This is a genomic window from Glutamicibacter sp. NPDC090743 (assembly GCF_044769125.1).
In the GTDB taxonomy this organism is placed as follows: Bacteria; Actinomycetota; Actinomycetes; order Actinomycetales; family Micrococcaceae; genus Glutamicibacter.
The window spans coordinates 424,802-450,977 of record NZ_JBIVXE010000001.1 but is presented as its reverse complement, the minus strand read 5'-3'; the positions used below and the strand labels follow the sequence as shown (position 1 = coordinate 450,977).

Annotated in this window: 18 protein-coding genes; 6 read left to right on the top strand and 12 right to left on the bottom strand. The window is 60.1% G+C overall.

Going from position 1 to position 26,176, the window contains the following annotated elements; genetic code table 11:
- Nucleotides 1-52 precede the first annotated feature (52 nt).
- The 3 genes from ACIQTS_RS02140 to ACIQTS_RS02130 are packed head-to-tail and all read right to left on the bottom strand — an operon-like array spanning nt 53 to nt 4,539.
- Nucleotides 53-1,237 carry an alkaline phosphatase family protein gene (locus ACIQTS_RS02140; protein ID WP_133834268.1) on the bottom strand — a complete coding sequence of 395 codons (1,185 nt, stop codon included), beginning with the start codon at nt 1,235-1,237 and terminating at the stop codon, nt 53-55.
- A 2-nt stretch (nt 1,238-1,239) separates the two neighbouring features.
- On the bottom strand, nt 1,240-1,827 hold the full coding sequence (locus tag ACIQTS_RS02135) for a DUF5998 family protein (RefSeq protein WP_105656760.1): 588 nt from the start codon (nt 1,825-1,827) through the stop codon (nt 1,240-1,242).
- A gap of 51 nt (nt 1,828-1,878) precedes the next feature.
- The gene (locus ACIQTS_RS02130) at nt 1,879-4,539 is read right to left on the bottom strand and encodes a GNAT family N-acetyltransferase (RefSeq protein WP_400288240.1); all 2,661 of its coding nucleotides are present in this window, start codon (nt 4,537-4,539) and stop codon (nt 1,879-1,881) included.
- A 98-nt stretch (nt 4,540-4,637) separates the two neighbouring features.
- Here ACIQTS_RS02130 and ACIQTS_RS02125 point away from each other — a divergent pair, with 98 nt between their 5' ends.
- The gene (locus ACIQTS_RS02125; RefSeq protein ID WP_402470864.1) at nt 4,638-7,271 is read left to right on the top strand and encodes a DNA topoisomerase (ATP-hydrolyzing) subunit A; all 2,634 of its coding nucleotides are present in this window, start codon (nt 4,638-4,640) and stop codon (nt 7,269-7,271) included.
- A 71-nt stretch (nt 7,272-7,342) separates the two neighbouring features.
- Here the strand turns inward: ACIQTS_RS02125 and cydC are convergent, their stop codons facing one another.
- Genes cydC through ACIQTS_RS02110 form a run of 3 tightly spaced genes read right to left on the bottom strand, consistent with a single transcriptional unit; the run spans nt 7,343 to nt 13,348 of the window.
- Nucleotides 7,343-10,672, bottom strand: a complete 3,330-nt coding sequence (gene cydC / locus ACIQTS_RS02120) for a thiol reductant ABC exporter subunit CydC (RefSeq protein WP_402470863.1) — start codon at nt 10,670-10,672, stop codon at nt 7,343-7,345.
- Nucleotides 10,673-10,699: 27 nt separating this feature from the next.
- The gene (gene cydB / locus ACIQTS_RS02115) at nt 10,700-11,725 is read right to left on the bottom strand and encodes a cytochrome d ubiquinol oxidase subunit II (RefSeq protein ID WP_402470861.1); all 1,026 of its coding nucleotides are present in this window, start codon (nt 11,723-11,725) and stop codon (nt 10,700-10,702) included.
- A 24-nt stretch (nt 11,726-11,749) separates the two neighbouring features.
- Nucleotides 11,750-13,348: a cytochrome ubiquinol oxidase subunit I gene (locus tag ACIQTS_RS02110; protein ID WP_402470858.1), complete on the bottom strand. Its 1,599-nt coding sequence runs from the start codon at nt 13,346-13,348 to the stop codon at nt 11,750-11,752.
- Nucleotides 13,349-13,745: 397 nt separating this feature from the next.
- On the opposite strand from ACIQTS_RS02110, the gene ACIQTS_RS02105 reads away from it, so the two are divergent.
- Entirely contained in the window at nt 13,746-14,117 is a 372-nt protein-coding gene (locus tag ACIQTS_RS02105; protein WP_066144398.1) for a BlaI/MecI/CopY family transcriptional regulator, read from the top strand.
- Between the two features lie 155 nt (nt 14,118-14,272).
- On the opposite strand, the gene ACIQTS_RS02100 is transcribed toward ACIQTS_RS02105, so the two are convergent.
- Entirely contained in the window at nt 14,273-14,452 is a 180-nt protein-coding gene (locus tag ACIQTS_RS02100; protein WP_402471220.1) for a hypothetical protein, read from the bottom strand.
- Here ACIQTS_RS02100 and ACIQTS_RS02095 point away from each other — a divergent pair.
- Nucleotides 14,375-15,103 (top strand): M56 family metallopeptidase, encoded by a 729-nt coding sequence (locus tag ACIQTS_RS02095; protein WP_402470856.1) that lies wholly within the window; start codon nt 14,375-14,377, stop codon nt 15,101-15,103. The genes ACIQTS_RS02100 and ACIQTS_RS02095 overlap by 78 nt on opposite strands.
- Before the next feature lie 70 nt (nt 15,104-15,173).
- On the opposite strand, the gene ACIQTS_RS02090 is transcribed toward ACIQTS_RS02095, so the two are convergent.
- Nucleotides 15,174-17,282, bottom strand: a complete 2,109-nt coding sequence (locus tag ACIQTS_RS02090; RefSeq protein WP_400288247.1) for a type IIA DNA topoisomerase subunit B — start codon at nt 17,280-17,282, stop codon at nt 15,174-15,176.
- Nucleotides 17,283-17,503: 221 nt separating this feature from the next.
- Here ACIQTS_RS02090 and ACIQTS_RS02085 point away from each other — a divergent pair, with 221 nt between their 5' ends.
- Nucleotides 17,504-17,728 (top strand): hypothetical protein, encoded by a 225-nt coding sequence (locus tag ACIQTS_RS02085; RefSeq protein WP_105656767.1) that lies wholly within the window; start codon nt 17,504-17,506, stop codon nt 17,726-17,728.
- Between the two features lie 125 nt (nt 17,729-17,853).
- On the opposite strand, the gene ACIQTS_RS02080 is transcribed toward ACIQTS_RS02085, so the two are convergent.
- The 4 genes from ACIQTS_RS02080 to ACIQTS_RS02065 all read right to left on the bottom strand — a co-directional run bounded on the left by ACIQTS_RS02080 (nt 17,854) and on the right by ACIQTS_RS02065 (nt 22,730).
- The gene (locus ACIQTS_RS02080) at nt 17,854-19,065 is read right to left on the bottom strand and encodes an RNA polymerase sigma factor (protein WP_400288249.1); all 1,212 of its coding nucleotides are present in this window, start codon (nt 19,063-19,065) and stop codon (nt 17,854-17,856) included.
- 254 nt (nt 19,066-19,319) lie between these two features.
- Entirely contained in the window at nt 19,320-20,423 is a 1,104-nt protein-coding gene (locus ACIQTS_RS02075; protein WP_402470852.1) for a DUF4192 family protein, read from the bottom strand.
- A gap of 85 nt (nt 20,424-20,508) precedes the next feature.
- Nucleotides 20,509-21,771, bottom strand: coding sequence for an MFS transporter (locus ACIQTS_RS02070; RefSeq protein WP_332594676.1), 1,263 nt, complete (start codon nt 21,769-21,771; stop codon nt 20,509-20,511).
- Nucleotides 21,768-22,730: a PAC2 family protein gene (locus tag ACIQTS_RS02065; protein ID WP_332485992.1), complete on the bottom strand. Its 963-nt coding sequence runs from the start codon at nt 22,728-22,730 to the stop codon at nt 21,768-21,770. Before ACIQTS_RS02065 ends, ACIQTS_RS02070 begins: the two co-directional genes overlap by 4 nt.
- A gap of 254 nt (nt 22,731-22,984) precedes the next feature.
- Between ACIQTS_RS02065 and ACIQTS_RS02060 the strand changes: the two genes are divergently transcribed.
- Nucleotides 22,985-24,499 carry a leucyl aminopeptidase gene (locus tag ACIQTS_RS02060; protein WP_402470849.1) on the top strand — a complete coding sequence of 505 codons (1,515 nt, stop codon included), beginning with the start codon at nt 22,985-22,987 and terminating at the stop codon, nt 24,497-24,499.
- A 283-nt stretch (nt 24,500-24,782) separates the two neighbouring features.
- On the top strand, nt 24,783-26,162 hold the full coding sequence (lpdA, locus tag ACIQTS_RS02055) for a dihydrolipoyl dehydrogenase (protein ID WP_105656773.1): 1,380 nt from the start codon (nt 24,783-24,785) through the stop codon (nt 26,160-26,162).
- Nucleotides 26,163-26,176 lie beyond the last annotated feature (14 nt).

The window sequence follows — 26,176 nt, the reverse complement described above, 5'->3', positions numbered from 1 at the left end:
AGCATTGATTCAATGCTGCTCCCGCACCCGTATGCGCTTGTTCCGTTGAGCACTAGGTGGTGCGGTGCACCAGCAGCGGGATGAAACGCTCCCCCGCGGTGAGCGATCCGTGCTGCCCTACCATGTCAAACGCCATCGGCGTAACGCGCCGGCCGTCATAGAAAGCGATAGCTTCCGCTGCCAGGATCATCAGATCACCCAGCCGCGCTGCATGCTCTTCGGTAATGGCGCCGAAGTAGCCCAGTTCAATGGCTTCCTCGCGCGTCATCACCCAGGCTTTAGTGCCGTAGGCCTGCTGCCAGGCCTCGCGTACGCGTAACCGGCTAGCCGCGTCGGTCTGCGTGTCGAAGGTCAATTGGACTCCACGAGGTTCGCCGCTGGTCAGCTCCACGCCTTCGATAAGCTCCGGCTGCTGGCTGTAGTCGATGCGTTGGGATGCGGGGATGTCCACCATTCCATGGTCACCGGTAATCAGCACCGTGGTTTCTTCTGGCAGCTTGGACACCAGGTTTTTAATGACGTAATCCAGTTCTTCGAGCGTGTCCCGCCATTGGCTGGAGTCCACGCCGAATTTGTGTCCGGCCTTGTCCAATTCATTGAAGTACGTGTAGACCAGCGAATTGCGGTTCGACTCGAAGATGGTTCGGGTAGCACGCGCACGGGCCGCAGGCTGGTTCGCCGGCACGAATTTGGGGCCGCGCAACGACGCGCGAGTCAGGGCCGACTTGGCGAACATCGGAATAGACACGGTGGCCACGTGGATGCCGTGCTCGGCGACTTTCTGGAAAACGGTCGGGCGAGTCTGCCACGCTTCGGGGTCCAAGTCCCCTGGCCATCCTCCGAGCTGGTTAACTACACGGCGCTTGGCCGGATCGATGACGTCATAGCCAACCATTCCATGTTCACCGGGAGCCAGGCCCGTGGCCAGGCTGCTCAGGGAAGTCGCGGTGGTCGAGGGGAATCCCGTTCCCAGCTTCTGCCCCTTTTCGAACAAGCCGCGCAGAAAGGGTGCATGCCCGAGATGGCTTTTGAGCTGGTTCCAGCCCAGTCCGTCAACCATAATCAGTGCCACACGTTTTGTCGGGGCAAAGCCCAAAGCGTTCTCGTAGCCCGGAACGCCCATTGCAGCGGCTGCCGACGGAAGGATCTCCGACAGCGTAGCTTGGCCGTATTTCGGCGCGTCCGGGATTTTCTGTGCCGGGACAGGCAGGTTGCTGCGTTTCTGTTCCTCGATCATGCTCAGGCGATCGTGGCCAGGCGCAGGCGGACAGCGAATTCCCGGGCCTTGTTCACGGCCTGCTGGCCGTCGGCCTCGGCGCTGACGCGGATGACCAAGTCCTCAGGCTGCGAGGTGCCATTCAGCCCATGGTCGGCATCGCACTGCGGATCGGCGCAGGCGGCAGGGGCCAGATCAATCCGCTTGGTTCCGTTCCAGGACAGTCCAAAGGTCAATTCCTTGACTGGATCAGCGGCCGAGTAATGCTGCGGCTGGTGGTAGACGTAACTGGTGGCAACCGAGGCGATGCGGGCCAGGGAAATCATTTCGACGGAGACCTGCGCCATGACGTCCTTGCCGTGGTCGTCAAGCTGCTGGTCATCGACGTGCACGATGAAAAGCACCTTTTCACTCATCACCATAACGGTGATATGGCGGTGCACTTCGGTATGGTCGAAGTGAGTTTCCAGATGTACATAGTGGTCAAGCACTGGTTGGCCCATCATGGCTTCAGCCAGTACATCCTGGACCATCTGCGGATAAAAACCCGCACGGACCAGATCATGCTGAAGCTCAGCGCCAGGAGTGGTCGAATACGTTGGAGAACTCATGCCCCAATTCTACTCAGTCGCCACAGGCAATTCACGTTTCGGCGATTGCACTCAGTTACGCAATGCCCGGCGGACGCTATCGGTGCGTTGCTCAGCGTTGCTGATCTGGATGTTCACCGCCAGCACGCTCAACGAATCGGTGGCAACGGTGATCGGCGCGAATTTGGCAACGGTCACTTCAGGATGGTTGTCCTTGAACAGCGAAACGCGGGTGATGAAGTCCTTCAGGGCATCAAGATCCACCGCCGGCAATCCCTGGTACCCGAAGAGCCGCACGCTGCTGCGCGGACGGCGGATGAGCTGTTCCAGGTCATGGGTGGAGAACGGCGCCACGCCGTGGGCCCAATCATCGAGCAGGTTTACCGGATCGCCGCTGAGCCCGAAGGAAATGACTGGACCAAGCAACGGGTCTTCCACGGCCTTGACCACGCAAGCCTGGCCAGCAGGAGCCATGCTCTGCACTTCCAGGGAGTCCACGCCGTAAACCGCCATCAGCGACTTCATATGCGTGAAGTTCGCTTCCAGGCTCTGCTTGTCCGGGATGCTCAAGCGCACGCCGCCCAAGTCCAGGCGTTGGCGCAGATCAGGGTCGTTGGCTTTCAGTGCCACCGGCCAGCCGAATTCTTCGGCCGCCGCAACAGCTTCTTCTGCGGTGTGCACCACCCGATGGGACAGGAACTTGATCCCGTAGAAGTCCAGCAGCTTCTGCACCTGCGCGTCGTCCAATTCCAGCAGGTTGGTCCCCGAGATGGTCTGCACCAATTCATCAAGGTACTCCGCGGCACCGTCCACGTCGATTCCAGCTGGATCCTTCATCGGCTCGTAGGGAACGTCAACCCACTGCTGGTATCCATAGGCCTTGGCCAGGGCGCCGATGACGGTGGTTGGCGAGGTGTATACCGGAATCCCCTGCTTCAGGCCGCCAGTAATTTTCGTATCCGCCAGGCCCGGAACCAATGCCACCACTGGTTTTGGCTGGCCAATGAACTCCTTGGCGACCTTCAGAACTGCGCTGGTATCCAGCTCCGAGTAGGGCAGGTGCGCCAGCAAGATGGTGTGGACCTGCGGGTCTTCCACCAGTTCCTTGATCCGGGCGCGCAGCACCGGAATGGCCTTGGACTGGCCAATGCTGTAGTCCAGCTCTTCGCTCTGCACGACGGTGTTCAGGTTCCTGTCCTCGGCGACGTCGCACACCACCTCTGCGATGGTCGAGGAGTTGGACAGGATCGCAACGTTCGGGCCCTTCGGCGCAGGGAAGACCGAAAGCAGGGCCGTGACATCCAGCAGCTCTTCTGATGAACGCACGCGAATCACGCCAGACTGGCGAAGAATTGCGTTCATTGCACCTGGTGGCGCTTGGCCTACGCGCACCGAGTGGCCCGGTGGAAGCCGGCGGCCCATCACATCAGATTTAGCCACGATCACAGGCTTGCTGCGGGCCAGACGCCGGGCGATGCGTGCGAACTTGCGTGGGTTGCCAAAGGATTCCAGGTACAACGCGACGACATGGGTACGCGGGTCGTCTTCAAAGAACTGCATCGCGTCGTTGCCGGATACGTCAGCGCGCAGGCCTGCGGAAATGGCGCTGCTGGGGCCAACACCTTGCTGCAAGGCCACACCCTGGATGATTGTGCCCATGGCGGCCGACTGGGTGAAGAATCCGACGTTTCCGGATGGCGGAACGTGGTGGCTTCCGGTGGCATACAGCTTCACCTGCGGGTCAGTATTCATCAGCCCGGCGGAACCCGGCCCGACCACCCGCATGCCGTTGGCACGAGCCAGCGACACAAGTTCACGCTGGGCACTCAACCCTTCCGGAGTTTCGTAGCCGGTGGTCATGATGACCAGGGATTTGACCCCGTGGGTGGCGCAGTCCCCGATGGCTTCCATGACCCCTTCGCGCGGAATGCACAGGAAGGCGACATCCACCGGTCCCGGGATTTCGGTGACCTTCCCATAGGCCACCATGCCGCCCACTTCCAAGGCCGCATCGTTCACCGCATACACGGCACCGGTGTACCCGGATTCCACAATTTGTTCCAGCACGTCGTGCCCCAGCTTGCCCCAGGTGCGGCTGGCTCCGATGACGGCAACGGACCTAGGCGCCAGAAGAGCAGCAACACTGCTCGCCTCGGCGCGATGTTCTCGCGCCTCGGTCACTTCGCGGGACTTCTCGGTGGGACTGATGGAAAATTCGAGCATGACCACGCCGTCTTCAAAATGCCGTGCGACCGCGTACCCGGCATCGGAGAAGACGGTGAGCATCTTCCGGTTCTCTGGAAGTACCTCGGCCGAGAACTTCTCGATGTCGTTTTCACGGGCCGCCGCGGCCAGATGCTCCAAGAGGATCGAGCCGATACCGGTGCCCTGGTATTCGTCCGAGACGTTGAAGGCGACTTCCGCCTCCCGCGGGTCATCCAAGCGGTCGTAGCGGCCGACGCCGATGATCCTTGCGCCACGAACCACTGTGAAGGCGACGCGATTCACATGGTCGACATTGGTGAACCGTTCGAGCTCTTTAGGGGTCAGTGACGACTTATACGTAAAATAGCGTAAGTAGACTGACGTCTCAGACTGCTGCTTGTGCATCTCCTGGAGCGCTTGGGCATCCTGCGGAGTAATTGGCCGCAGGTGTGCAGTTGTCCCATCGCGAAGCACAACATCTGCTTCCCAATGCGCCGGATATGCCGCCGAAAGTTTACGATCCACCATAGGCTTAGGATAGTCGGCAGTTCGGCGTTGCGCCCAGATGCAACACGAAGATTCGGCAGTTCCGGCCCTAAGACAGTAGATGAAGGACGAACAGAGTAATGGCTCGTAAGAAGTCTGAAGAGATTCCAGCGGATTTCGTTGAAAATATCGTCGATATAGACGTCACCAATGAAATGGAATCATCCTTCTTGGAGTATGCCTACTCGGTGATCTACTCCCGCGCGCTTCCCGATGCCCGTGATGGGCTGAAGCCAGTTCAGCGCCGCATCCTCTTCCAGATGGCGCAAATGGGCTTGCGCCCGGAGAAGGGCCATGTCAAGTCCGCCCGCGTGGTCGGCGAAGTGATGGGCAAGCTGCACCCCCATGGCGACACCGCGATCTACGACGCCATGGTCCGCCTGGCCCAGGACTTCTCCCTTCGGCTGCCGTTGATCGATGGCCACGGAAACTTCGGATCGCTCGATGACGGCCCGGCAGCCCCGCGTTACACCGAGGCCCGTCTGGCAGCCTCCGCTGTTGCCATGACCGCTAACCTGGATGAAGACGTCGTGAACTTCGTCCCGAACTACGACAACCAGTTCATGCAGCCCGAAGTGCTGCCGGCAGCATTCCCCAATCTGCTGGTCAATGGCACCACCGGCATTGCCGTGGGCATGGCCACCAACATGGCTCCCCACAATCTGGGCGAAGTTGTCGCTGCTGCGCAACACCTGCTCAAGGAACCCGACGCCACCGTCGAAGAACTCATGAAGTTCATTCCGGGCCCGGATTTGCCCTCGGGCGGCAGCATTACCGGTTTGGACGGCATCAAGGATGCCTACCGCACCGGTCGTGGCTTGTTCCGCACCCGAGCTACCGTGGCCCTGGAGAAGATCTCCGCACGCAAGTCGGGCCTGGTAGTCACCGAACTGCCTTATGGCGTGGGCCCTGAAAAGGTCATCGAGAAGATCAAGGATGGCGTCAACAGCAAGAAGATCTCCGGCATCTCCGATGTTGTCGACCTGACCGACCGGCATCACGGCCTGAAGCTGGTTATCGAGCTGAAGAACGGTTTCAACCCGAACGCTGTCCTGGCCAGCCTGTACAAGTACACCCCGATGGAAGACTCCTTCGGCATCAATAACGTTGCCCTGGTCGACGGCCAGCCACGCACCATGGGGCTGGGCGAGCTGCTCACCGTGTATGTGGACCACCGGCTGGATGTTGTACGCCGTCGCACCGCGCATCGCCTGGCCAAGCGTGAAGACCGATTGCATCTGGTGGAGGGCCTGCTGATTGCCATCGTTGATATTGACGATGTCATTGCCATTATCCGATCCTCCGAGCAGACCGCAGAAGCACGCGAACGCCTGATGACGGTCTTCGACCTGAGCGAGCCGCAGGCCAGCCACATCCTGGAACTGCGGTTGCGCCAGTTGACGAAGTACTCCACGCTGGAACTGGAGACCGAAGCCGAGCAGCTGCGCAATGAAATTGAGGAACTGCGCGCCATTTTGGAGTCCGATGAGCTGCTGCGCACCCTGGTTTCCGATGAGCTCGGGGAAATGGCCGACACTTTCGGCACCCCGCGCCGGACCAAGCTACTGAAGTCTGCTCAGCTGGCCCCGCTGAAAGGCACCGCGTTGCCTGAAGAAGTCGGGACAGGCAAGAAGGCCAAGTTGGCCATGGAAGTCTCCGACAGCCCGTGCTGGGTATTGCTCTCGGCCACGGGGCAGCTCGCCCGGACTCCTGATCGGGACGTCGTGGACTACTCCTCGGCGCGCATCAAGCACGACGTGCTCACCTCGCAGGTTGCCTCCAGCGCCCGTGGTGAGATCGGAGCGCTGACGAGTACCGGACGGATTATTCGCATCTCGCTGATCGATGTTCCGGTGCTTCCCGAATCCCATGGCTTCCCGCAGCTGGCCCACGGCGTGCCGATCTCCGAATTCCTCAAGCTGGGCAAGGGCGAAAGCGCGGTGGCACTGGTTCCGCTGAACCAGGTGATTGCCGTGGGCACCAAGAACGGTGTGGTCAAGCGGGTCACCCCGGACTACCCGCTGAACCGTGACGAGTTCGAGGCGATCACGCTCAAGGACACCGACGTCGTGATTGCCGCGGCGCCGGCCGAGGATGCCGATGAGCTGGTGTTCCTGACCAGGCAGGCTCAGCTGCTGCGTTTCAGCGCTTCGGCGGTGCGTGCCCAGGGCCGCACCGGACAAGGCATGGCCGGAATCAAGCTCGCCGCCGATGACCAGGTGATCTTCTTCGGTGTGGTTCCTGCCGGTGCTGGCGACGCGGTGGTAGCCACGATCGCTGCCGGTTCGCAGACCCTTCCTGGCACCTCGGGCCAGTCGGTGAAGCTCACCGACTTCTCCGAGTTCCCGGCGAAGGGCCGCGCCACCGCGGGCGTGCGCGCTCACCGTTTTGTCAAGGGTGAGGACTACCTGCAGCTAGGCTATGCCGGCCAGGGTCCTGCGCGTGCCAGCTCCACGGCAGGCGTAGTGCGTGCTTTGCCTACCGAATATGGCAAGCGCGATGGTTCGGGCGCGCCTTTGGCCCAGTCAGTGAACATCATTGGCGGAACCATTGCCGGCGGGCACGATGCTTCTGCAGCACCTGCTGCCCAGGACCTCCAGGCAACCGCGCGGCAAGAAGCGTTGATTCCCGAGCCAACCAAGGCAAAAGCGGCCCCGGCCATCACGCCGGGCGAAGACGCGCTGCCTTTCGACGACGGCGGAGTAATCCTCTAATCCAGCAGCGCCAGAACTGAACGCGGCGTCGTTTCCACCTCCTATCCGTGGGTGGAAGCGACGCCGCAGTCCTATGCGCTGACCCTGGGCTTCTGGCTTCCCAGTTCAATGCGGTGGGTGCACTGCCCGGCAAGCATCTGGTCATGGGTGATCAAGACGACGGTTCGTCCGGCAAGGGCGAGATGCAAGGTGGAAAGCAGCTCCTGGGCTTCATCCACCCCCAGATGGGCAGTCGGTTCATCAAGCAAGATGATCTGGTGGCCGCCCACCATGGCACGGGCCACGGCGAGCTTGCACCGCTGACCGCCGGAGAGCTGGTGCCCGCCGGAACCGATGCGTGCCTCGAGGCCTTCTGGCTGTGTTGCCAACCAGTCCGACAGCCCGACTTGCTCCAGCACTTCTTCCAGCTGCGCATCGCTGCGCAGCTGGCCTTCAGTGACGCCCAGCATCAGGTTCCGGCGAATCGAGGAGTCGAAGAGGTGCGCCTCTTGCGGGCACCAGGCAACCGATGACAGGTCTGCCTGCTCTAGATCCAGCAGGTTCCCGCGGGCATCGATGCCCTTCAACGTGCCCGACTGCGCTGGCAACGCGCCCAGCAACGCGGTGAGCAACGTCGATTTGCCAGAACCCGATGGACCGGTAATGGCCGTCCATTGCCCTGCCGGGATGCGGGCGTTCAGATTCTGCAGAACTGGCGTTCCCTGCTCGTACCCGAGGCTCAGCGCTTGCGCATCGAAGCCGGCGATCCTGCTTTGCTTCACCGGCGGGTTGTGCTGCGCTGCTCGTGCGCCGTGGCTTTGCATGCCGCGTTCTTCCAGCTTCGATGACAGTACCTTCAGCGCCCGCCCCTGCTGCACCGCCAGCAGGGCATTGCCAGCGCTCTCCCCCAAGGCCAGGCCCAGGAGCACGGCCAGTGCCGTAAACGATGCGCTGCTGTGCGATAGCGCGGTGATGGCAATGGCAAGCAATACGCTGGTCAACGTGGCCAGGGCCGTGGCGCTGCCTTGGCCCAGGGCATGCCGGCGAGCGCGCTGCGTATTGCGTGCTTCGGCGTCCTGGAACCGGCCAATGGTCCGTTCCATGGCCTGATTGCTGCGCAGTGCGGACTTGTGCCGCAAGATGCCCAGCACGCTCTGGTTCATCTGCATCCGGTGGCTGAGCTGATGCACGAGGTGTTCGCCTTCAATGCGCTGCACAAGCCAACGCACCGGGAAGACCAGCACCAGCAGCGCACCGAGGGCCAGATATCCGAATTCGGGCTGGATGAAGTACAAGGCCGTTGCTGCTGCAACCCACACTACGATTGCCTGCAGCGGCAGGAACAGCACCCGGGCCAATAGGTCGCGCAGTTCATCGACCTCGGCCAGCAAGAATCGCAGGATGACCGAGGAACGGGTCAGCAAGCCCCACTGTGCGGGGTTGGCCACCATCGCGTTCCACATCTTCTCGCGCAAATCCGAGGCATAGGCCAGCACCGCGTCGTGAATCGCGAGCTGTTCCAGGTAGCGGAAGGCAGCTCGTCCGATGCCCAGGCCGCGGACCATCGCGAAGGCTACGGTCAGGTGCAAGATGGGAGGCTGGTAGCTGGCTTCAACGATCAGCCAACCGCTCAGGGCCGCGAGCGCCACGGCGCATAGCACGCTGACTGTCCCCCAGAGCACGCCCTTGGGGGCAGCTTTGTACCCGGCAAGCAAGTCGCGCATCGGGGTGAACTTGGACTTCACCGGCCGTTGGCCAGTGGCGCCAGGCTGCGTTGCCGCGGTGGCTCGCGACCGGTTGCCTGCGGATTCTTCACGGTGGGCAGGGCCAGCACCATGCGCTATGCTGCCCGCACGTTCGTCCTGCCCGAAGGCGGGGTCGTGGCTGGCGACCAGCATCGCGCAGCGGGCTGGAAGTTCACTCAGCAGTTCGCGTACTTGCTGGGCGTTGCGCTCATCGAGGTGCGCGGTAGGCTCATCGGCCAGCAGCACGGTGCAGTGGTCGTCGCTGTGAACCCGCAGCAACGCGCGCAGCACTTCCAGGCGGCGCAGCTCGCCGGGTGAATATTCACCGATCGGGCGCTCGAGCATGGACTCCATCGATAGCCGGGAGCTGAGCTCTCGGCGCAGTTCAGCCGATGCCGCGGGGGCGTCCTGGTCCAGTTGCCCGTTGCCGGTTGCTGCGTTGAATTGCGGATGCTGGCTAATTACTGCAAGCTGGCCGGCTATGAAGACCCGCCCGGTGGCCAAGGCCGGATCGAAGGTGTTGTCGCTGCTGTGCGCCTCGGCGATCAGCTTGAGCAGCGTGCTCTTGCCCGAACCGCTGGCAGTGGACAATACCAGGCGCTCCCCCGCGCGCAACTGAATATTCACGGCTTGGTGGATTGGATGCATGCCATCGTAGCTGATCCGCAGGTCCGCGACGTCCAGGACGCTATCTGCGTTCCTGGCCGTGCTGGCACGAAGCTGATGGACCGGGGTGGCAGCGGTGATGGCTGTGTACTTCTGGTAGGCAGCCAGCCCGTCATCGGCCGCATGGTAGGCAGAGCCCACTTCGCGCAGTGCCGAGAACAGCTCGGGTGCCAGAATGAGGATTATCAGCCCGGCGGCGAGATCCATATTCCCGCTGACCAGTCTCACGCCGATCATCACCGCGAGTACCGCCACCGAAAGGGTTGCGATCAGTTCCAGCCAGAAGCTGGACATGAATACGGTTTTCAGGTTGGCCATGGTGGCCGCCCGGTATTTGCTGCTGACGGCGGCGATGGCGCTGCCGTGCGCCCGTGCCCGGCCCAAGCCCAGCAGTGCGGGCAAGCCCTGGGCGAGTTCGTAGAGCTGGTGGGCAAGCCGATCCAAGGTGGCTTGGGATTCGTTGAGGGTGTCCTGGGTGTGCATGCCGATCAATGCCATGAACACCGGCACCAGCGGGATCGTCAGGAGCAGCACAACCGCGCTGATCCAGTCCAGCTGCAGAATGTAGAGGCCAAGCAGCAGCGGGACGGCCAGGGCGCCGATGAGCGCAGGAATGAATTTGGTGAAGTAGTCATCGAGCTTCTCAAGGCCATGGCTGGCCAAGGTGGCGGTGACCGGTATGGAATGCTGTTCCGCCGCGGGGACGATGGCTGGTTGCGCGGCTTGCCTGCGCACCAGGTTCAGCCGTAGCCGTTCCTTCGCGCCCAGGCCCATGCGGCGGGCGCCGGCGTTCAATCCCCATGCGCTGAGCGCTCGAAGCGCGGCGCCGGCCAGGGCCAGGATCAGCAGGTCCGATCCATTGGCGCCTCCAGCGGCCATGGTGGCGATCCATTGGCCCAGCGCGTAGGCGACGAATACCAGCCCGACGACTTTGAGCGCGGAGAACAGCGCCAAAACCAGGAATTGTCGCGGCGTGATCAGTTCACGCGGCAGGAATCGCGGGGCTGGCATCACTACTTCTTTCCCTCGGAAATGCGGTTACTTGATGATGGAGACGACTCGGTGAGTTTCTGGAATGTGCTCTTCGCGCAAGCGCTTGCGGAAGACCCAGTAGCTCCAGGCCTGGTACGCCAAGACCATTGGCACGCCGAAGGCGGCCACGACGCTCATGAGCTTCAGGGTGTAGGCAGTGCTGGACGCATTAGCCACGGTCAGGTCGAAGGCCGGGTCGATGGTCGATGGCAGCACTACCGGGTAAGCGGCGGTGAAGATCGCTGCGACCCCGGCGAGCAAGGTAGCGCCCAGAGCGATGAAGGAGAGTCCCTCGCGCCCAGCGCGGCCGCTGGCTATCGAAATAGCCAGGCAGACCCCTGCCAGGCCCAACACCGCCCAGGCGATGGTGGAATCGTTGTCCAGCAACACCAGCAGGACCCACGCGACTAAGGGCAGGATTGCTAGCGGCATCCAGCGGCCTACGAGCTTTCCTGTTTCATGGCGGACCTTTCCGTCGGTTTTCAACCGCAGGAATGCCAACGCATGGATCCAGCAGAACGCCACCACTGCTGCGCCGCCGAGGACGGCATGCCAGTTCAGCCACGCGAAAGCCCCGCCGATTCGGTCGCCGTTCTCGTTCAAAGGCAGACCCAAGGTGGTCAATGCCAGCATGGCACCGACGCCGAAGGCGGCCACCAGCGATCCGATCCCCAAGGCCAGGTCCCAGGCTTTCCGGGTTGCTGCGGTAATCGCCTTGCCACGGTACTCAATGGCAACGGCACGGAAAATCAACGCCAGCAGGACAAAGGTCAGCGGAATGTAGAGGGCCGAGAACAGCGAGGCGTACCAGTGCGGAAACGCTGCGAAGGTCGCACCGCCGGCGGTCAGCAGCCATACCTCGTTGCCATCCCAGACCGGGCCGATGGTATTGAGCAAGAGCCGTTTGCGCTTCTCGGTGGAACGGCCGAGACCGATGAGCATGCCCACCCCGAGGTCAAAGCCTTCGAGGAAGAGATAGCCGCACCAGAGCAGCGCGATCACGATGAACCAAAGTGTTGGAAGCCAATCCATTGATGTTCTCCTTAGTCCGTGCCACTAGTAGGCGAAGGCCAGTACGTCGTCGTCATCGTTGTCCGGGCCCGATGGGCCGTCCGCTGGTGAATGATCTGACGGTTCAAGCTCTGGCATTGCCGATGCCACGCCGCCACGAATGTAGCGACTGAGCAGCACCAGCTCCACGACCAGCAGCACACCGTAGATTGTCGTGAGCGCGATCAGCGAGAAGAGCAGTTCTCCTGCGCTCACTGTCGGAGAGACCGATGCTGCGGTGTACATGAACACCTGGTCCACGCCACCCATCTGCGGGTTGGGGACTACAGTGAATGGCTGCCGGCCCATTTCGGTGAAAATCCAGCCAGTGGCGTTTGCGCCGAAGGGTGCGGCAATGCCTAGCAGGGCAAGGCGCGAGAGCCATTTGTTTTCTGGGACGGTGCCCTTGCGGGTGATCCATAGCGCAATGCCTGCAGCCAATGCCGAGAGCCCGCCGAGGGTGATCATCAAGCGGAAGCCCCAGTAGGTCACTTCCATCACTGGCAGGTAGTTGATTTCCTGGCCTGCGTACTTGCCGAAGGATTCATCATTCGGATAGTACTTGCCGTATTTTTCTTGGTATTCCGGAATCAGCGTGTTCACGCCCTTGATTTCGGTGGTGAAATCCCCATTGGCCAGATACGAGAGAATGCCCGGGATTTCGAAGACCGCTACGACGTTGTCGCAGTTGGTTGAACCCTTGGCTGTGATATCTCCCAAGGACAGCACCGAGAAGCCTGTTCCATCATGGCAAGCTGCCTCCGCAGCAGCCATTTTCATCGGCTGCTGCTCGAACATGAGCTTTGCTTGTTCGTGCCCGCTCAGTGCCACACCGAGGAACGCGACCATTGCTACCGCTGCGCCGATGCGCAGGGACTTGATCCAGACTTGGTAGTCCACCTTGTCACGGCTTTTACCGCGGCTGGGATCTTCGCCCACGACAACATATCCGTTGGCATCCACCGTGTCGATGCCTTCTTTGCGTCGGCGGTAGAGATGGAACCATGAGATACCCAGCAGGAAGCCGCCGGCAACGGCGAAGGCGCCGAAAATAGTGTGCGGGAACGTCACTAGCGCGGTGTTGTTGGTGAACACCGCCCATGCGTCGGTCATCACGGCTCGGCCGTCAACTATTTTCGTTCCAACCGGGTGCTGCATCCATGAGTTCGCAACAAGGATGAAGTAGGCGGAAAAGATGGTTGCCAGGGATGCGCACCAGATGGTTGCCAGGTGCACGCGTTTGGGAAGCTTCTTCCAGCCGAAGATCCAGAGCCCCAGGAATGTAGATTCTACGAAAAAGGCCAGCAGTGCTTCCATGGCCAACGGCGCTCCGAATACGTCCCCTACATAGCGGCTGTATTCGCTCCAAGCCATGCCGAACTGGAACTCCTGGACAATGCCCGTGGCGATGCCCATGATGAAGTTAATCAGGAAAAGCTTGCCCCAGAATTTTGTCATTCGCAGCCAGTGCTCGTTGCCGGTGCGATGCCACATGGTTTGCAGCGTGGCCACGGTCAGGCCTAGTCCGATGGTCAGGGGCACCATCAGGAAGTGGTAGACCGTCGTAATGCCGAATTGCCAGCGGGCAATCTCTAGAGCATCCATGGATTCCTCAACTATCGTGGGATCGAAGTTCAATCACTTTTCTACACTCCGTAGAAAAGTTCTCCAAGGCCACCATAGACGATTTCGACAGCGTGTAGAAATCGAGCCGATGAGCAATTTCCGAAACTGGAAACTTCGCCAGCGCGCACGTGGGCGCAAATACTAAGCCTATTGACAGGGTTGTGTCTACGGTTCTTAAAAAACCCAAGTCAACAAGTTTCACCCGCCACATTCTCGCAACTCATGGCGAAACGGGTAAAGCATGTACTCACCCCTCTCTTTTACATGCCGTAGAAATATTGTGGAAAGATGGCTACAATTAAGAACCCAAGCAGTGTGCTTGCACTCCATGAGTCAAGCAACCGCGTCAAAACTAATGCAAGTGAGGTACGACCTAGTGGCCAGCCTTGGCGATCTGGAACGCTCCGTCATGGATCTTCTGTGGGATTCTGCAGAACCACTCACCGCGAATGACCTTCGTGATGACTTGGCGGCGCTTGGCACCGACGCGAAAGAACTCGCAGTCACTACGGTGCTGACTGTGCTAGCCCGTCTCGAAAAGAAGGGTTTGGTAGAGCGCGAGCGCACTACCCGCCCTCACCGGTACGCAGCTTCATCCTCCCGTGAGGATCACACCGTTGGACTGCTCAACGACGCCCTGGGCACCGCCCAGGACCGTGAAGCAGTCCTGGCACGATTCATCGGGGGCATCTCCCCCGACGAGGCAGCATCCCTGCGTGCTATCTTGGACTCAGTAAAGTCCGCATAATTTAGAAGAACTTCGGGGACTGAGTGCTTCTCACCTCATATTTCCTAGCGGCGTTGGCTATCGCATTGGCGTGGCCGACGCCGTTGGCTTTATCCAAGGCTAAATGGACCGCCCGCTCACCAGTGCAAGCGGTACTCCTTTGGCAAGCCATCGCATTAGGCGGTGGACTTTCCATGATCGGCTCGATGCTTGTCTGGGGCTTGGCCCCATTGGGCGAAGACCTCATATCCGCGCTTCATGGCGGCTGGCTCCTGATAATGGGAGATCCCAGTGTGCCCGACCCCGGCGAAGTGCACCTGTTCGCCTTGAGCGCAGCACTGCTCTTCGGATTTCACCTGGTATTAACCCTCATACGAGCGGCTTGGCGCATCTCTCGCCAACGAGCCAAGCACCGGCATCTGCTGCGCCTCTTGAGCAACCCGTCCCAGACGCGGCCAAATACCCTAGTGATTGATCACGACATGCCTGTTGCATATTGCGTGCCGGGGATCTCGCAATCAGTGACCGTGCTATCGCGCGGATTGCTCACCCAGCTCTCTGCCGAAGAGCAGCAGGCGGTTATTGCCCATGAACGCTCCCATTTGGATCAACGGCATGATCTGCTGATCCTGGCATTCACGGCGTGGCACGAAGCGTTGCCTTGGCTACCGACTTCACGCCTTGCGCTCGATGCAGTGCGCCAACTGATTGAAATGCTCGCCGACGACAAAGCACTGGAAAAGGTCAATAGGCACATGTTGCTCAAAGCCATTGTCACTGTCGCCACCGCCGCAGCAATGGATGATTCGTCGTCAAAGAATCATTCGTCCAGTGCCGGCCTAGTTGGCATGCCAGATGGTGAAGTCTCCTCCCGCCGGCTGCAACGCTTGCTCTCCCCGCAGGATCCGTTGGGCCGCCCGCAGCGCGCACTAGTGCTCCTGAGCACCATCATGTTGCTGATCTGCCCGACAGTCCTGCTCATCGCACCGCGGTTGCTGGACTGGTAGCACTCTCTTGGCGCAAACAGCGAAGTCCCTGGACCCCGTTAGGGCCAGGGACTTCGCCGTTTGCATTGCTCTAGACGTCGATACGATCTCGTTCAAGATCGTCGGCGCCGTCGATAATGAACTTCTTGCGAGGCGCTACGTCGGAGCCCATCAGCAGATCAAAGACCTCCTCGGCTGCCTGCGCATGCTCGATGCCGACACGGCGCAGCATACGATGACGCAGGTCCATGGTGGTTTCAGCCAGCTGGTCCGCGTCCATTTCGCCTAGGCCCTTATAGCGCTGGATCGGCTCCTTGTAGCGTCGGCCTTCCTTCTCCAAGTTGGCCAGCAGCTTGGTCATTTCCGCCTCAGAGTAGGTGTAGATAACCTCATTCTGCTTCGACCCCGGATTGATCACCTCAATGCGGTGCAGCGGCGGAACCGCTGCATAGACGCGACCGTGCTCGATCATGGGCCGCATGTAGCGATAGAACAACGTCAACAGCAATGTCCGAATGTGCGCACCGTCAACATCAGCATCAGTCATCAAGATGATCTTGCCGTATCGGGCTTGCTCAATGTCGAAGCTGCGCCCCGAACCGGCCCCAATCACCTGGATCATCGCTGCGCACTCCGCGTTCGAGAGCATGTCCGAAATCGAGGCTTTTTGCACGTTGAGGATCTTGCCTCGAATTGGCAGCAGCGCCTGGTACTCGCTGGAGCGCGCGAGACGGGCAGTGCCCAATGCGCTGTCGCCCTCGACGATGAACAGTTCAGACTTTCCAACTTCCTTGCTGCGGCAATCGAGCAGTTTGGTTGGCAGCGAAGAAGACTCCAAAGCGGTCTTGCGACGCTGGGTTTCTTTGTGCATACGTGCCGACACGCGAGATTTCATCTCGTTGACGACCTTCTCCAGCAGCGTGGACGCTTCAGCCTTCTCGTTGCGCTTGTTGGATCCCAGTCGGTCGTTGAGTGCCTTCTCCAGCACCTTGGAAACAATCTGGCGCACCTGCGGTGTACCCAAAATTTCCTTAGTCTGCCCTTCGAACTGCGGCTCTGCCAGTCGGACGGTCAGCACGGCAGTCATGCCCGCCAGCACGTCGTCCTTCTCCAGCTTGTCCTTCTGGCCGAACTTGAGCTTCCGCGCATTGGCCTCCACGTTCTTGCGGAAGGACTTGAGCATGGCCTGTTCGAAGCCGGCAGTATGCGTACCGCCCTTGGGGGTCGCAATGATATTCACGAAGCTGCGCAGCGAGGTTTCGTAGCCGATTCCCCAACGCACCGCGACGTCAACTTCGCAGACACGCTGCACATCTTCAATATGGCTGCGACCACTGCCATCGATGACCGGAACCTTTTCATGGAACGATCCGCTGCCATGGAAACGCCAGATGTCCGTGACCGGCGAGTCGCTGCTCAGATATTCGACGAACTCGCTGATGCCGCCATCATGCTGGAACACTTCCTCATGAGGCCCGTCCGCACCCGGGGTATCCGGTAATCCACGTTCATCGCGCAGGGTGATGCGCAACCCAGGAACCAAGAAGGAGGTCTGGCGCGCTCGATCCTGCAAATCCTTATAGGAGAACTTCGCATCCGGGGTGAAGATATGGTTATCCGCCCAATAGCGAATGCGCGTTCCAGTCACGCCCCGCTTGGCTTTGCCGATAACGCCCGGAGCCGTCGCCGTCTCATGAGCCTTGAAAGAAGCGTCCGCTTTCTTGCGGCCCTTATCGGTAAATTTGCCTGGCTCTCCACGACGGAACTGCAGGCCGTAGGTCTTGCCACCGCGGTCAACTTCGACGTCCAAACGGGCCGACAAGGCGTTGACGACCGAGGCGCCCACGCCGTGCAGACCGCCCGAAGCACTGTAGGAGCCACCACCGAACTTGCCGCCGGCGTGCAGCTTGGTGAAGACAACTTCCAAACCGCTCAAGCCTGTCTTGGGTTCAACATCGACAGGAATGCCGCGGCCGTCATCCTGGACTTCAACGGAGCCGTCAGAGTGCAAGATGACGTCAATTGCCTGGCCGAAACCGCCCAGCGCTTCGTCAACTGAGTTATCGATGATCTCCCAGAGGCAATGCATCAAGCCACGGGAGTCGGTGGAGCCGATGTACATGCCTGGGCGCTTACGAACCGCTTCCAGGCCTTCCAAGACCGAAAGGTGCCGGGCGCTGTAATTGTCGGATGAAGCCACTGAGCTGTTGTCTCCTACTTGCATGAGAAAGTACGTCTTATTCCATATTCTAATCGTTAATGTGTTCGAATACCCGCTATTTTCCGGTGCTGCCCAGCACGCCGGTCTCCTATGACCTTATCCACATGCGCTACGCGGTGAGCGAAAGAACAGGCAAATCGGGATAAAGTCGGAGCCCAAGCTGGTTGTATAGAGTAACCATCAACTTTAGGAGGCTGGCAATGACTACTACGACCGCTAGTCGTGAACTGAACGCCCTCGACCGGTGCGACCGCTGCGGCGCACAGGCCTACGTGCGAGCCGTGCTGGCTTCGACAGGCGGTGAGTTGCTCTTCTGCGCTCACCATGCCCGCGATGTAGAACCGAAACTGCGTCCGCAGACTTCGGTCTGGCAGGATGAGTCCTCGCGACTCTATGAAAAGCCCAAGGTGGACGCCAACGACTAAACTCGTGGCCAGCCACTAATTCGAGAAGGTGACCCAATTCTGGGTCATCTTCTTCTTGCATTAACGGCAAATAAAAATGTGGCCAGCAGTTCAATGAATGAACTACTGGCCACATCCTCAGATTCTTAGTCTAGGTAATCGCGCAGTACCTGGGAACGCGATGGGTGACGAAGCTTGGACATCGTCTTGGACTCGATCTGGCGAATGCGTTCACGAGTCACACCGTAGACCTTGCCGATTTCATCCAAGGTCTTAGGCTGGCCATCGGTCAGGCCGAAGCGCATGGCCACCACACCTGCTTCACGCTCTGAGAGCGTGTCGAGCACCGAGTGGAGCTGCTCCTGCAACAAGGTGAACGAAACTGCATCGGCTGGGACTACTGCTTCCGAGTCTTCAATGAGGTCACCGAATTCGGAGTCGCCGTCTTCACCCAATGGGGTGTGCAAGGAAATTGGTTCGCGACCATACTTCTGGACTTCGACAACCTTTTCAGGGGTCATGTCCAATTCCTTGGCCAGCTCTTCTGGGGTTGGTTCGCGGCCCAGGTCCTGGAGCATCTGGCGCTGGACACGTGCCAGCTTGTTGATGACTTCAACCATGTGCACTGGAATACGAATGGTACGTGCCTGGTCAGCCATGGCACGGGTAATTGCCTGGCGGATCCACCAGGTGGCGTAGGTCGAGAACTTGAAGCCCTTGGTGTAGTCGAATTTCTCCACTGCACGGATCAGGCCAAGGTTGCCTTCCTGGATCAGGTCCAGGAACAGCATGCCGCGGCCGGTGTAGCGCTTGGCCAGCGAAACTACGAGGCGAAGGTTGGCTTCCAGCAAGTGGTTCTTGGCGATCTTGCCGTCGTGGATGATCTGCTCATAGTCCCAGCGCAAGCGCTGGTCCATCGAGCCGTCGTCCTTTTCCAACTTGTCAGTTGCGAACAGGCCCGCTTCGATGCGCAGAGCCAAGTCAACTTCCTGCTCAGCGTTCAGCAGCGCGACCTTGCCGATCTGCTTCAGGTAATCCTTGACTGGGTCAGCGGTCGCTCCAGCGACCATGACCTGCTGCTGTGGAGCATCATCGTCACCGGTTGAAAGTGTGAAGCCCTTCGAATCATCCTCAGACTTCGAGTCCTTCGAATCGGTGCCTTGCTCAACATCGTCATCGGCGTCAGCCGACGCTCCGGTTGATTCGTCTTGCGCTGCAGTTTCAGCAGCGACCTTTTTAGTCCGAGGCTTGGCCTTGGTAGCGCGCTTCTTCGCTGCAGGGGCGGCTGCCTCGACCTCGGCCGCTTCAACCTCGGCCTCAGTTGCTTTGCGATTAGCGTTCGTCTCAGAAGATGACACGAATAACCTTTCTAACGATGCGTTCCGGATGCACCTGCCGGTAACACCACTATGACCCTGTCAAGTCCGATGGCGTTTAATCATTGACTAAACACCGAGGGCTGGCACATTGATATCAACGCATCAAGCCCGCCTAATGTTCCCGAAATCCGGAGATTTCAAGACATAGGCAATTCGAACCTAACCGGGTCTGTTGTCCCATTATCCATGAATTGCCACCAGGACACCACTTGAGACACTCCGGCTGTTGCTGCTCAGCTGAAACTAGCACGCCATGCCCGCAATTGGTCGGTCGCCCATTCTGGCATGATTCCATGGGACATCAGCTTTTGCAGCAGCCTGGCCAGCTCGTAATTCGGGTTTTCCTCGACCGCTCGCCCCAACAGGCACAACGCCATGGATCCCCTGCCTCGCGCCCACTCGATCCACGCAAGAATGCACAGCAGGGCCTGCCGCGCGTTGCCTTCAGCAACGCCGAGCAGGTCTCTGGCGACCAGCCACAACCGGTCAATCCTCTGCCAGTCCGGAGCATGCCAACCACGTCCCAGCAAATAGTTGGTCAACGGCGCGGCGGCAGCTTCGCGATCCCCGCGCATCACGCCGAACAACACATCCAGTGATGCTTCAAGTCCTTGACCAGCCAGGTACGGAAGAAGGTCACGCACGATTTTCACTTCCAAGGAACCCAGTAGCAATGCGGCATGCTCATACTCATCGTGAATCCAGGCCCGGGCTTCTGGCTCAGCTAGGTCCATGGTCTGCAGCCACGCTTCCAAGCAGTTGACGACGTTGTGCTGCTGATTCGAGATGATCTTCAGGATCTCAGCAGCCTGCGGCCATTGCGGGATTCCGCTACCGTCCCATGGAATATCCAACGGAGCCGACCCGGCGAAGACCAACGACAAATGCGTTTCGTTCGTTTCCACCGGGCGCACGGGCGTCGGCTCTGCGTAATCATCGGTCGCGTAGTTCCAGACCACACGATCCTGCCGGCACCAGCTGTGACGCAGCAAGACCTTTTTGCTTGTCAGCCCCTGCTCTAGCTGCGCGACCAGATCCGCGTAGGGAATACCGGAGCCGGCCGACGTTCCTTCGGGCGCATAGACCACCAGAACCACCCCTTGGATATGGGGCATTCGTTCTAGCAGGCTCAGCAGCTGCGCGGTCCACGTCCCGCGCTCTGCAGCCGTGTTTTCCTCGGGCAGATCAACTCGCAAGGTCGCTTCCAGATGGTCCTCGTCTATCAGCATCAGCACGGCCGAATTCTGAGGATAGAAACCTAGGGCATGGGGCACATACGCCAAGATGTCCTCGCAACTGGACAGCGAGAGAGGGTGGCGTTCCGGTGTAGTTGTCATGGCTCCACGGTGCAACGCTGCGCTTGGCGCATGAGGTCAGAGGCTGCGAGCTGTGGAGAACCTTTCGGATCGCCCCGGTGCGGGCTTACTGCTCGGCGAGGAAGCGGCGTGCCTTGCGGCGTTCAACGACCATGAACACCATACCGAGCAATGCCATGGCGAACTGGACTGACAGGGCCACGCGGAAGGCCTGAAGATTGTAGAGCTCGCCCACCGAGCCGTTGGCCTTATACAGCATGTCCATGATGAATCCGATGACGTAGATCGTGACAAAGGCACCTATGAACCCGCCGGTGTTCACCAGGCCGGTGGCCGTTCCCAGCACCTGCGGCGGGTTGAACGTTCGGGCGAAGTCGAAGCCGATTACGGAGGCCGGGCCACCGGCGGCAATGGCGATCATCAATAGCACCAGAATCCATAGCGGGGCCTGCCCTGGCCAGAGTAGGACGACTGCCCACATCACCAGGATTGAGCCGACAATGCCCAGGGCAAAGTTGGAACGCTGGCTGGCATGGCGCGAGGTCAGGGCGCCGAGGATCGGTCCCACCACGATAGAAACGACAACGAACACCGCCATCAAGCCCGATGCCAGCGCACCGTCTATGCCCTGGCCTTCGACAAGGAAAGGATAGCCCCAGGTCATCATGAAGGTGTTGATCATGAATGCCGTGGAGAAGTGGGTCCAGAACCCCAAACGGGTTCCTGGCTGTTTCCAGGCCCGGGCAATCCGCGAGCCGGTCTCCTGCTCCCCCTGGCCGGACCCTTCCCAGGTCCTGCCATTGCGCACGAATGCGATCGTGGTGATGAAGGTGGCAAAAGCGAAACCGGACATGACCGAGAACGCCGCGGACCAGCCGACGCCCAGCAAGATCATATGGAAAGGAAAGAGGCTGATGAGCTGGCCGAGCTGGCCGAAGGTACCGGTGAGCTGGGTCAGCACCGGGATTCGCGAGCCGGAGAACCATAGGGGCAACAGCTTGAGCACCGATACGAAGACCATCGCATCGCCCATGCCAACCATGACGCGCCCGGCCAACCCCATGGGGACGTTGACTGAAATCGCAAGGAACGCTTGACCTGCGGCCATCAGCAGGGCGCCGCAGGTAATCAGGATGCGCGGACCGAATTTATCCAGCAGCAGCCCTACGGGCACCTGCGCGCCGGCATAGACAACCAGCTGCACGACGGAGAAGGTCGCCAAAATCTGCGCGCTGGCATCAAATCGTTCGGTGGCTTGGATGCCAGCGACGCCGAAGCTGGTGCGCTGCGAAATTGCAGAAATGTAGGCAAGAATTGCGAAGCCGAAGACAACCCACGACTTTGGTGAATTCAGATGGGCCTGGCTCACTGGTCGTGATCACCTGGCAACGGTTCGATGTGACCGTTTTTCAACCAATCTTCAGTGTTCTCAATGGCCGCAAGGAAATGCTCGGCGCTGGCGCCCAATTCCTCGGCATCCGCCATCTGCTCGTCTTCATCCAGCAACAGCGAGCGCGGTTCATGCTCTTTGGCATGCGCATCGAACCGTTCTTCGAATCCGTCGACCATTTGGCGAACATCGCTATTGGTTTCAAGCTGTTCGGCTAGCTGCTGGTCGACCAGTCGACCTGCCTCACGCAGCTTGTCCGTTGGCAAAGCCAGCTTCAGTGCCGCTCCTACGTATTCCAGCGTCGCAACGGCAACGGCCGGGTACTCGGATTCGGCGAGGTAGTGCGGGGTGTGCAGGGAGTATCCCACGACATCACGGCCAGCTTCGCTCAGGCGAATTTCGAGCAGCGAGGCCAGACCTGCTGGCGATTCCACCGTAGGACTCCACGTCGAGATGTTCTCGATCAGATCCTTGCGGTTTCCATGTGCGGTAACGCCTACCGGGCGGGTATGCGGCACCGGCATCGGCAACGATGCGGTCCCCACAACCAGCGATACGTTGAAGGCTTCAATGAAGGAATGCAGTTCCGCGATCACGCGTTCCCACTTCAAGTCGGGTTCTACACCGGTGAGGAACCAGAACTTGCGGTCCATCTCATCGGTCATCAGGTAGATCTCCATGCGTGGAGCCTGGTATCCAGCGAAGTGGTCACCCAGGAAAGAGACCCGCGGGCGCTGGGAGGTGTAGGCGATCAGCTCATCGGCGTCGAAAGTGGCGAAGAGCTCCGAGTCGAGGCGTCCGAAAAGCTCGTTGGAGACCTGCGAATGGTTATGCCCGGCATCGCTGATGCTCTTCAGCGAGACGAACATGCCAAGACCTTGAAGGCGCGAGTCATCCAAGTCGTCTGCGACCAGCGTCATCAACGATTCCTTGGACATTTTCTCCTCATTCAGGGTCGGCATCCGGCAAAGCGGGAGCGGCAACCATCGGCTGGGACTGCACTTCAAGTACAGATCAATGGTCCATCTTATCGCTACTTGGCTTTCGCTCGCTGTGAAGTAACGCACGATGACGCGGAACCTCGGATAACCTTGGGGTAGGAGACGCACAGCCCGCCGGCATGACCTGTTCCGGAAAACCACAGGGGCTGTCGCGACCTTAGACCCTACAAAGGCATAGAAGGAATGATTTTGTGATCAACTCCAGTGATCTCACTTTAAGCGCCATTGGCGCCGACATCAAGCGCAAGAGCGCTGACACCCTCATCCTGGGTGTACTCAAGAACGGCGAAAAGGTGTCCATCGCGGCATCCCCATTCACCGCCGAAACCACCACTTCCCTGGAGCAGTCGCTTTCAGCTTTGGGCGTTGCCGGGAAGGCCGACGAAATCACCGCGCTGCCAGGGGTAGACGGTGCCAAGACCAAGACCTTGCAGTTCATCGGCCTGGGCGTTGACGAGCTAGCTGATCTGACCGAGGAGAAGCTGCGCCGTGCCGCCGGTTCGGCTGCCCGCCAGCTTAGCAACGCCAAGAGCGCCATTTTCGCCCTGCCTGCTGACAGCGTGGAGCGCGTGGCCGCCATCGCAGAAGGCATCGCGCTGGGCAGCTACCGCTACGAGAACCACCGTTCGAAGAAGAGCGAGAAGCCGGTACTGGCCGAAGCCCAGATCGTCACCTCGGTAGCGACGTCCAAGGACCTGCCAGCAGTACTCAAGCGCGCTGCCATCCTGGGCCGCGCAGTACGCGGCACCCGCGATCTGATCAACGCCCCAGCCAACGTGCTGTACCCGGAGTCCTTCGCCGCAGCAGTGAAGGACCACTCCAAGCCCCTGCCGCTGAAGGTCACCATTTTCGACGAGAAGCGCCTTGCCAAGGACGGCTTCGGCGGCCTGATCGGTGTTGGCGGCGGTTCGGTTCGCCAGCCGCGCATGGTCAAGATCGAATACGCGCCGTCGAAGGCCGCCAAGCACATCGCCTTGATCGGCAAGGGCATTACCTTCGACACCGGTGGCACCTCGCTGAAGCCTGCTGCCGGCATGCACGCCATGAAGTCCGACATGTCCGGTGCCGCCGCGGTCTTCCAGACCGTTGCCGCAGTCGCCGAGCTTGGCCTGAACGTCAAGGTCACTGCCTGGCTGTGCCTGGCAGAAAACATGCCTGGCGGCGCCTCGACCCGTCCGGGCGATGTGCTGACCATGTTCGGCGGCAAGACCGTTGAAGTGCTCAATACCGACGCCGAAGGCCGCTTGGTCATGGCCGATGGCCTGGCAGCTGCCAGCTTGGAGAAGCCGGATGTCATGATCGACATCGCTACGCTGACCGGCGCGCAGATGCTGGCCCTGGGCCTGCGCACCGCAGGTGTCATGGGCGACAAGCAGGTCGCCAGCGACTTGGTTGCCGTCTCGGACAAGGTGGGCGAATTGGCTTGGGCCATGCCGCTTCCGGAGGAGCTGCGCCCGTCCATCGAGTCGCAGGTTGCCGATCTGGCGAACATCGGTGAGCGCATGGGCGGCATGATGACTGCCGCCGTGTTCCTCGAAGAGTTTGTGGGTGAAGTGGATGGCAAGAAGATCCCTTGGGCCCACATCGACTTCGCTGGTCCTGCGTTCAACGAAGGCAGCGCCTGGGGATACACTCCGAAGAACGGCACCGGCTCCCAGGTACGCACCCTGGTTGCCTACGCAGAGCAGCTCGCTGCAGCAAACTAGCCGCAGCAACGCAGGACTAATGGCAGTTCCTGTGTCCTGGAACTCATCCCGGTATCGCCAGAACTATCTGCACGATGCCGGGATGAGTTTAAAAATAAGAGACATACCTGACTTTTAATGCCCCGAAGGTGACTGCAACCATTGGACGGTACTAAGGTAAGTTTTGAAACATCACCGTGGATTAATGGTGCGCGCCCGCATGTGTCACGCTCCAGGAAGTCCACACCCGATCCCCTGGTCGGCCTAAGCCGGCCTCACTAAGCGAATACGAGGGAGCGTTCACGTGGCCGATTCGGCAGCAACGCAAGAATTTGATGTCCTCATCCTCGGCGGCGGATCCGCTGGATACTCGGCAGCATTGCGCGCCATCCAGCTGGGCTACACCGTTGGATTGATCGAGAAGGAAAAGCTGGGCGGCACCTGCCTGCACACCGGCTGCATCCCAACCAAGGCTTACCTGCACGCAGCAGAGCTGGCCGAGAACGCTCGCGAGGGTGCCAAGTTCGGCATCAACTCCTCGCTGGAGTCGATCGACCTGGCTGGCGTGCGCAAGTACAAGGAAGATATTGTTGCTGGAAAGCACAAGGGTCTCCAGGGCTTGCTGAAGATGAAGAAGGTCAACGTTATCACCGGTAACGGCCGACTGGTCTCCCAGGATTCCATCGACGTTGATGGCACCGTCTACAAGGGCAAGTACATCATCCTGGCTACCGGCTCCACCTCCAAGACCATGGGTCTGGAAATCGGCGGCCGCGTACTGACCAGCACCGAAGCACTGAACATGGAAGACCTGCCAAAGAGCGCCATCGTGCTCGGCGGCGGCGTCATCGGTGTCGAGTTCGCTTCCGTATGGAAGTCTTTCGGCGTCGACGTCACCATCGTCGAGGGCCTGCCTTCGCTGGTTCCGAACGAGGACCCAGCCATCATCAAGAACCTGGAGCGCGCTTTCAAGAAGCGCGGCATCAAGTTCAACACCGGCGTCTTCTTCGAGAAGGTCGAGCAGGATGCTAACGGCGCCAAGGTCTCCCTGGCTGACGGCAAGGTCCTGGAAGCAGAGATCGTTCTGGTTGCAGTGGGTCGCGGTCCGGTAACCGAGGGCCTCGGCTTCGAAGAGCAGGGCATCACCATTGACCGCGGCTTCGTGATCACCGATGAGCGCCTGCACACCGGCGTTGGCAACATCTACGCAATCGGCGACATCGTTCCAGGCGTACAGCTTGCACACCGCGGTTACCAGCATGGCCGCTTCGTAGCCGAGGAAATCCACGGCATGAAGCCAACCATCGTCGAGGACATCAACATCCCGAAGGTGACTTTCTGCGAGCCAGAGATCGCTTCCGTGGGCTACTCCGAGCCGAAGGCCAAGGAGAAGTTCGGTGCCGACCAGATTGAAACCACCGAGTACAACTTGGCTGGCAATGGCAAGTCCTCGATCCTGGGCACCAGCGGCATCATCAAGATGGTTCGCGTCAAGAACGGCCCAATCGTTGGCGTTCACGGCATCGGCGGCCGCATTGGCGAGCAGATCGGTGAAGCCCAGCTGATCGTGAACTGGGAAGCTTACCCAGAGGACGTATCGCAGCTGATCCACGCACACCCAACCCAGAACGAGTCCCTGGGCGAAGCCGCAATGGCTTTGGCCGGCGCCCCGCTGCACGGTTAATCACGCTTTGGTCA